The organism is Parvibaculum sp. (assembly GCF_002684405.1).
In the GTDB taxonomy this organism is placed as follows: domain Bacteria; phylum Pseudomonadota; class Alphaproteobacteria; order Parvibaculales; family Parvibaculaceae; genus Parvibaculum.
Genome location: NZ_NYVD01000164.1, coordinates 1 through 7,798, shown reverse-complemented (window position 1 = coordinate 7,798; position 7,798 = coordinate 1). Strand labels below are relative to the sequence as shown.

Genomic DNA, 7,798 nt, shown 5'->3' with positions numbered 1-7,798 from the left:
GCGCAGCCGGTCCGGACCGATCTTCACGCCCTGCTCCGCCAGCCGGGAAATCTCGTCCAGCAGCGCCCAGGGGTCGACAACGACGCCATTGCCGATGACGGAGAGCTTGCCTTCGCGCACCACGCCGGACGGCAGCAGCGACAGCTTGTAGGTCACGCCGTCGATGACCAGCGTATGGCCCGCATTGTGCCCGCCCTGGAAACGCACCACCACATCGGCGCGCTCGGACAGCCAGTCCACAATCTTGCCCTTGCCCTCGTCGCCCCATTGGGACCCGACAACCGCTACATTCGCCATCGCTTTAGCCTTTGAAATCCAGTGGCCGGCGCTCCGCGGCCATGGCCCACGAAAAACCGGGCCGCCAGACACGCCAAAAGCCCCGCGCATCTTCCGCCCGGGGCTTTTCGGGGTTCTACCCCATGGGGACGGGAAAGACCAGAGGGCTTTGCAGTGCACGGAAAGCCACCAAAAAGCGGCATTAGGTAGCAAACGGGACAAGAGGTAATAGAGCCTCCCGGCTATCTTGTCCGCATGGCAGAGATTAGAACCGTCACGACTCTCAAGAGCAAGCGCCACCAGATAGAGGCGGCGATCTCGGGATACGAGATGGCCTTAAATCAGGCCCGCGCCGATCTCGCCCATATCAACGCAGCCATAGCGATATTTGAGGCTCCGGGAGAGCCCGGAGAGATAGCCCTTACGTGGACATTCACCGCCTGTTCAAGCGCGGGGAAGTCGTCAACATCTGCAAAGCAGCTATGGCGAAGGAAGGCCCGCTGGATACGCGAGAACTGGCGCAGCCTGTCATGGCTGAGAAGGGCCTAGACGACGGGGATAACGTGCGGCCATCACGCTTCGCATCGTTCATACGCTGAGGCAGCAAGAGAAGCGAGGGAAGGTAAAGGGGGTGGTGGGGAAGCGTCGGGGCGTGAGGGTGTGGGGCCAATAGGCCCCACACCTTGCGATCAGCGCGTGAAGCGCTTCTGCCTGTTCTTGCGATCAGACTCAATGGCGTCTCGGATCGAGGTGGAGGCACGCAATGTGGCTTGCCTGCACTCCGAATAGCCAAGCGAGTCCTCATCAGTCATGCGCTCAACAGACAGGGCCTCCGCCGCTGCGACGAAGGCAATTTCCGACATGGACATCTTGTCCCGGAGATTGTCATTTTTCGCCAAACCCTTTGCCTGCTTAAGCTGCTTTGCCGTTGACCCGAATAGCCCCTGATAGGTTGCGTTTGTGCAATTGCCATACTGAAAGCCGGTTTTGACGCCACGCCTATCAAGTTGATCCGTGTACTCGCTACGAATCGCCCGTCCCATGGCACGCTTGGCCACCCATTCGTTGGCCTCGGCGCTCGCCTTTTGCAGCACTTCATCTGCGAGTGTCGGGTCGGATCCCCTGTACCTTAAGAAGACCTCTTTTACTTCAATCGCCAGTTTTGGATTGAGGTATTCCGCATATGCGAGAGCGAGCCTGACGTCAGCAAATGTGCCAGACCCGCGTTTCACACAAAGCACTGATTTTATTTCGCTTTTTGTCCAGTTGCGGGATTTTCCCGTAACTTTCTCGCAGACAGCATCAACGAAATTCGCAGTGCTCCTAAGGCGCAGCCAATCATTCGGCTTCTGGTTTTTTGAAAATCCGGCGGCTTTCCAAATGTCGCCGAGGCAAGCAAGCCCATTTTCATCGAAATTAATGTTCTTGCCACGTACTTTTAGAGTATTTTTATTTTTCATTTAGGAGATAGTCCCTTTCTTTGCTTACAACAATTTACGTTTTCTTGTTGCCGCAGGGACTTGATCTCCACGAGTCACTGTGTCATAACTCGCCATACCAAAGAAATGTAGGGGCCCCTGAGGCTCCAAGGCTCAGGCCGCCCCGGCAAGGGCGGCCTGAGTGTAATTATAACACACTTTTTGGTATTCTCCGAATCTATACCACTTTCCGCTGCCAGTGGCTCTTCACCGACGACTGACCGGATGCGTCAGCCAGCGGCGCCGCGACGGCCATAGTGCCACGACAAAGGGCGGCCCGAAGGCCGCCCTTTGCGCATTCCGTAAAGCCTGTTCGGCTCAGAACTTCATGCTCTTGGCCTGAACCACATTCGGCAGCGCCTCGATCTTGTCGAGCACATCCTGCGGCACGTCGCTGTCCACCTCGATGAGGCAGATGGCGCCGCCGCCTTCCTTTTCGCGGCCGAGGTTGAAGTTGGCGATATTGATGCCCGCTTCGCCCAGCGTGGAACCGATGGAGCCGATGAAACCCGGCTTGTCGTTATTGGTGACATAGAGCATATGCTCGCCAAGCGCGGCTTCCATATCCACGCCCTTCACCTGAATGATGCGCGGCAGGCCGCCGGTGAAGACCGTACCGGCGACCGAACGCTCCTGACGCTCCGTCTTCACGGTGAGGCGGATATAGGTCTCATAGGCGCCCTGCTGTTCGCGCTTCACCTCTTCCACCTTGATGTCGCGTTCCTTCGCGATCACCGGGGCGGAGATCATGTTGACGTCCGACAGAAGCGGCTTGAGCAAGCCGCAGAGCAGCGCATTGGTGAGCACGCGGGTATTCATCTCCGCGACATCGCCTTCATACTCGATCTTGATACCGGAGATACCGGTTTCCGTCGCCTGACCGGCAAAGGAACCGAGCTGCTCGGCAAGCTTGATGAAGGGCGAAAGCTTCGGCGCTTCGTCCGCGGAAACGGCCGGCACGTTGATCGAGTTCACGATCGCGCCCGTCAGCAGATAATCGGAAATCTGCTCGGCGACCTGAAGCGCCACATTCTCCTGCGCTTCCGAGGTGGAAGCGCCCAGATGCGGCGTGCAGACGACGTTTTCCATACCGAACAGCGCATTGTCCTTGGCCGGCTCTTCCTCGAACACGTCGAGCGCCGCGCCCGCGACCTGACCGCTTTCCAGCGCCGCCTTCAGATCGGCTTCGACGATGAGGCCACCACGCGCGCAGTTGATGATGCGCACGCCCTTCTTGCACTTCGCAAGCGCCTTGGCGTCGATGATGTTGCGCGTCTTGTCGGTGAGCGGCGTGTGCAGCGTGATGAAGTCCGCGCGGCCCAGCAGGTCGTCCAGTTCCACCTTCTCGATGCCCATATCGGACGCGCGCTCCGGCGTCAGGAAGGGATCGAAGGCGATGACCTTCATGCGCAGGCCCTTGGCGCGGTCGATGACGATGGAGCCGATATTGCCGGCACCGATGACGCCCAGCGTCTTGCCGGTGACTTCGACACCCATGAACTTCGACTTTTCCCACTTGCCCGCATGGGTGGAGGCATTCGCATCCGGGATCTGGCGGGCGAGCGAAAGCATCATCGCCACGGCATGTTCCGCGGTGGTGATGGAGTTGCCGAAAGGCGTGTTCATCACGATGACGCCGGCCGCCGTCGCGGCGGGAAGGTCGACATTGTCGACGCCGATGCCGGCGCGGCCGACGACCTTCAGCTTCTTCGCGGCTTCGATGACGGGCGGCGTCACCTTGGTCGCGGAACGGATGGCAAGACCGTCATACTCGCCGATGATCTTGATGAGTTCTTCCTTGTCGAGGCCGGGCTTTACGTCGACCTCGATGCCGCGATCCTTGAAGATCTGCGCGGCGGCGGGAGAGAGCTTGTCGGAAATAAGAACCTTGGGCATTCATGCCTCCTGTCTTGAACCTTTTTCGTCCGGCGCGGGATTTCGCTGCGCGATGACGAAGGGAAAATCAAAGGGGATTGGATGTCCTGCCCCACCGCCGCGAAACACTCGGTCGTCGGCGCAAGGGGCAGAACCTTGTTCGTTCGGAAACTCAGGCCGCTTCGAGCGAGGCGAGCGCTTCGGCAAAGGCCCAGTCGAGCCAGGGCATCAGCGCCTGCATGTCGGACACCTCGATGGTGGCACCCGCCCAGATGCGAAGACCGGCCGGCGCGTCGCGATAGCCGTTCACATCCATCGCCACGCCTTCGCTTTCGAGAAGCGAGGACATCTTCTTGGCGAAGGCCGCCTGGTCGTCGTCGGAAAGCGCGGCGACCTTGGGGTCCACGACCTTGAGGCAGACGGAGGTGTTGGAACGCGTCTCGACCTTCTCGGCGAGGAAGTCGACCCACGGGGTGCGTTCCGCCCACTCAGCAATAACGGCCGTGTTGGCATCGGCGCGCGCAATGAGCGCCTTCAGCCCGCCGATGGAATCGGCCCAGTCCAGCGCATCGATATAGTCTTCCACGCAAAGCATAGACGGCGTGTTGATCGTCTCGCCCTTGAAGATGCCTTCGATGAGCTTGCCGCCCTTGGTGAGGCGGAAGATCTTCGGCATCGGCCAGGCGGGGGTGTAGCTTTCCAGCCGCTCCACCGCGCGCGGGCTGAGGATCAGCACGCCATGCGCGGCCTCGCCGCCCAGCACCTTCTGCCAGGAGAAGGTGACGACATCGAGCTTCGGCCAGGCGAGATCCTGCGCGAAGGCGGCGGAGGTCGCATCGCAGATCGTCAGGCCTTCGCGGTCGTCGGCGATCCATTCGCCGTTCGGCACGCGCACGCCAGAGGTGGTGCCGTTCCAGGTGAAGACGACATCGTTCTTGAAATCGACGTCGCCGAGATCGGGAAGCTGACCGTAATCGGCTTTCAGGATACGGGCATTTTCAAGCTTGAGCTGCTTGGCAACGTCGGTGACCCAGCCCTGCCCGAAGCTTTCCCAGGCGAGCATGTCCACACCGCGCGCGCCGAGAAGCGACCAGAGCGCCATTTCGACGGCGCCCGTGTCGGACGCGGGAACGATGCCGATCTTGTAGTCGGCGGGCACGTTCAGCACCGCGCGCGTCTTCTCGATGGCGTCGGCAAGACGTGCCTTGCCAAGCTTCGAGCGATGGCTGCGGCCGAGAACGGCGTTTTTGAGATTGTCGAGGGCCCAGCCGGGGCGCTTTGCGCAGGGGCCGGAAGAAAAGTGCGGATTAGCCGGACGCACAGCCGGACGCTCTTGAGCGGTCATATAGCTATCCTCTCAGATAGTTTGCCCCTCGTTGGGGAGGGGTGTCCCGCCGCAATAGCTATGCTTGCGCCCGGTGGAAGTCAAATGGATGTCGCGTGAAACGGGGCCGCAGGAATGTGAAACAATCGCCCCGGCCCTTCGCCACCGAGAAAAAACCGCATTACGCTGCCAAAAAGCTGCAACTTCCCGATCGACGAAATTTTCATGACCTCACACCCGCTCTATCGCTGGATCCTGCTTGCCCTGCTCGTCTTCTGCTGGGGGTCGGCCTTCGCCTTCACCAAGCTGGCGCTTCGGGGCATGACGCCGGAATGGGTCATGGCGCTGCGGCTGAGCTTCGGCGGATTGCTCCTTATCGCTATTCTGTTGTTCAGGAACGAGACGCTGACCGCTCGCCTGCAGAACTGGAGCTGGTTCGCCGCGCTCGGCCTCGTCGGCAATATCCTGCCCTTCTTCGCGATCAGCTGGGGACAGCAACAGATCCCCTCCTCCGTGGCGGGCATCCTGATCGGCTTCGTCCCGCTCGCAACGCTGGCGCTTGCCCATTTTTTCGTGCCGGAAGAACGGATCACGCTCCCCCGATTCGCAGGCTTCGGGATCGGGTTTGGCGGCCTTGTCGTGGTGATCGGTCCGGCCGCCCTTGCCGATGTGACCGGCGACGGCTCGAAACTGATGGGAGAACTGGCCGTTCTCGCGGGCGCATTCTGCTTTGCCTGCAACAATGTGATGGCCCGCCGCGCGCCCGACATGCCACTCGTTACAAAGGCCGCCGGGGTCCTGACGGCGGGCGCAACCATGGGCGTCGTGCTCGCCGGCACGATCACGCCGCCCGCTGCGCTGCTGGACGCAGGCACGATCCCGCTCCTGAGCGCCGCCGGGCTCGGCTTCCTCTCCACCGGGCTTGCCACGCTGCTTTTCTTCCGGATCGTCGACCAGGCAGGTGCAACCTTCGTGGCGTTGAGCAACTACCTCGTCCCCGCCTTTGCCGCGCTGGCGGGTTTCCTCCTCTTCGGAGAGGAACTTCAACTCCGTGTACTGATCGGGCTGGCACTCATACTTGTCGGCATTGCGGTGAGCGAGTGGCGCCACCGCAAAGGCTAGAACAGCAGCGCCGCTCCGACGCTTGCCACCATCAGCACAGACGCCAGCACGGCCGTTGCGCGCATGACGCCTTCGTTCTGCACGAAGCGGCGAATGGCATCGCCGCCCGCGCCCCAGAGCGAGGTCGCCGCCACCATGGTGACGAAGCAGAACCCGCCGAGCAGCAGGGCTTGCGGAAAATAGGCCGCCTCCCGCGTGACGAAGGTGGAAAAGACCACCCCCACCTGCACGAAGGCTTTCGGATTGACGGGATGAAGCCCTGCGCCCGCCCAGAAAGACGGCGCGATGTCATGCGTCTTCCCGCCGAAGCCCGCCCGCGCAAGCTTCCAGGCCAGCCAGCAGATATAGGCAAAGCCGACAATCTTCAGCCCGAGAAAGAGCTGCGGCGCAGCCACGAAAAGCGCCCCGAGCCCCGCAGCGCCCGACACGATAACGATAAGCCCGCCGAGCCAGATGCCGACGAGATAGGGCATCGCGCGCGCGAGCCCCACCGAGGCGCCGACCGAGAGCATGCTCAGATTGGCCGGGCCCGGCGTGAAACTCATCGTCGCGATGAAAAGCGCAGCAAGCGCCAGGGCGTCGCCATGCATGACCACACCTGCCTTCGATTGAGAAGAGACATAAAACTCAGAGGGAGAATTCGCCCTTGAGATAGTCCGCACAGCGCCCGCGAATGATCACGCGCTCGCCCGCATCCGTGCACCAGACCGTGCCGCCGCGCGCCGAGACCTGCCGGGCAACGAGATCGGGTTTGCCGAGCTTCTTCGCCCAATAGGGCACGCTGGTGCAATAGGACGATCCCGTCACCGGGTCCTCGTCGATGCCATGCGCGGGCGCGAAGACGCGCGAGACGAAATCGAATTCCGAGCTCTCTTCCGCTTCCGCACTGGCGATCAGCACCGCGTTGAACGGCGTCATGATCCGTTTCAGCGCCGCGAAATCCGGCTTCAACGCACGCACTTCATCGGCGCTGTCGAAGATCACCATGACATTGGGCGTGCGGACATAGATGCGCGGCTTGATCCCCAACGCATCCGCAAGCCCCGCGGGCTCGGGCATCGGCTTTGCCTTGGCCGCCGGGAAGTCCATCGCATATTTGTCGCCCTCGCGCTTCACGATGAGTTCGCCGCTGCGCGTCTGAAAGGAAATCTGCGGGGCGTCGTACCCCAGATGCGTGTAGAGCACATGCGAGGTCGCCAGCGTCGCATGGCCGCAAAGATCGGCCTCCACCGTCGGCGTGAACCAGCGCAGATGGAACCCCTTGCCCTCCGGCACAAAGAAGGCGGTCTCGGCGAGATTGTTCTCCGCGGCGAGAGACTGCATCACCTCATCGGGCAGCCAGCTTTCAAGCGGCACCACGGCGGCGGGATTGCCCTCGAAAACGTGATCGGCAAAGGCATCTACCTGATAGAGGGGCGTTGTCATCTCTGAACTCCTCGCCAAATTGTATCGATACAATTTGGTCGTATTAGCTTGGTTTCGACCATTTTTCGGTGCAATTTCACCGTTCAGGCAATATGATGGGGACAATATCCGCGCACAATGCATTTATTGTACCCATGACAATTTACGGTTTCGACCTCGACGATATTGCCGCCCGCCCCGGCCCGCGCTACAGGGCCATTGCCGATTCCCTGCGCGACGCCATCGTAAATGGCTACGCCGAACCGGGCATGCAATTACCGCCCATGCGCCGGCTTGCCTATGCGCTCGGCGTCACCGT

The 7,798-nt window shown here is 61.2% G+C and carries 8 protein-coding genes; 2 read left to right on the top strand and 6 right to left on the bottom strand.

The window, feature by feature from the left end; translation table 11 throughout:
- From CMI59_RS15175 to CMI59_RS15160, 4 genes are all read right to left on the bottom strand, one after another.
- On the bottom strand, positions 1-297 hold a 297-nt coding region (locus CMI59_RS15175), incomplete at its 3' end, for an adenylosuccinate synthetase (protein WP_293329076.1).
- A gap of 668 nt (positions 298-965) precedes the next feature.
- Positions 966-1,736 (bottom strand): KilA-N domain-containing protein, encoded by a 771-nt coding sequence (locus CMI59_RS15170; protein ID WP_293329075.1) that lies wholly within the window; start codon positions 1,734-1,736, stop codon positions 966-968.
- A gap of 336 nt (positions 1,737-2,072) precedes the next feature.
- Positions 2,073-3,650, bottom strand: a complete 1,578-nt coding sequence (serA, locus tag CMI59_RS15165; protein ID WP_293329074.1) for a phosphoglycerate dehydrogenase — start codon at positions 3,648-3,650, stop codon at positions 2,073-2,075.
- Positions 3,651-3,801: 151 nt separating this feature from the next.
- On the bottom strand, positions 3,802-4,974 hold the full coding sequence (locus CMI59_RS15160; protein WP_293329073.1) for a phosphoserine transaminase: 1,173 nt from the start codon (positions 4,972-4,974) through the stop codon (positions 3,802-3,804).
- Between the two features lie 204 nt (positions 4,975-5,178).
- On the opposite strand from CMI59_RS15160, the gene CMI59_RS15155 reads away from it, so the two are divergent.
- The gene (locus tag CMI59_RS15155; protein WP_293329072.1) at positions 5,179-6,075 is read left to right on the top strand and encodes a DMT family transporter; all 897 of its coding nucleotides are present in this window, start codon (positions 5,179-5,181) and stop codon (positions 6,073-6,075) included.
- On the opposite strand, the gene CMI59_RS15150 is transcribed toward CMI59_RS15155, so the two are convergent.
- Complete coding sequence (locus CMI59_RS15150) at positions 6,072-6,665, bottom strand: LysE family translocator (RefSeq protein WP_293329071.1); 594 nt, start codon at positions 6,663-6,665, stop codon at positions 6,072-6,074. The two genes, CMI59_RS15155 and CMI59_RS15150, sit on opposite strands and share 4 nt — an antisense overlap.
- 37 nt (positions 6,666-6,702) lie before the next feature.
- Positions 6,703-7,500 (bottom strand): PhzF family phenazine biosynthesis protein, encoded by a 798-nt coding sequence (locus CMI59_RS15145; protein ID WP_293329070.1) that lies wholly within the window; start codon positions 7,498-7,500, stop codon positions 6,703-6,705.
- Positions 7,501-7,592: 92 nt separating this feature from the next.
- Here CMI59_RS15145 and CMI59_RS16925 point away from each other — a divergent pair.
- Positions 7,593-7,798, top strand: a 206-nt coding sequence (locus tag CMI59_RS16925) for a GntR family transcriptional regulator (RefSeq protein WP_363102535.1), incomplete at its 3' end; no start/stop codon positions are given.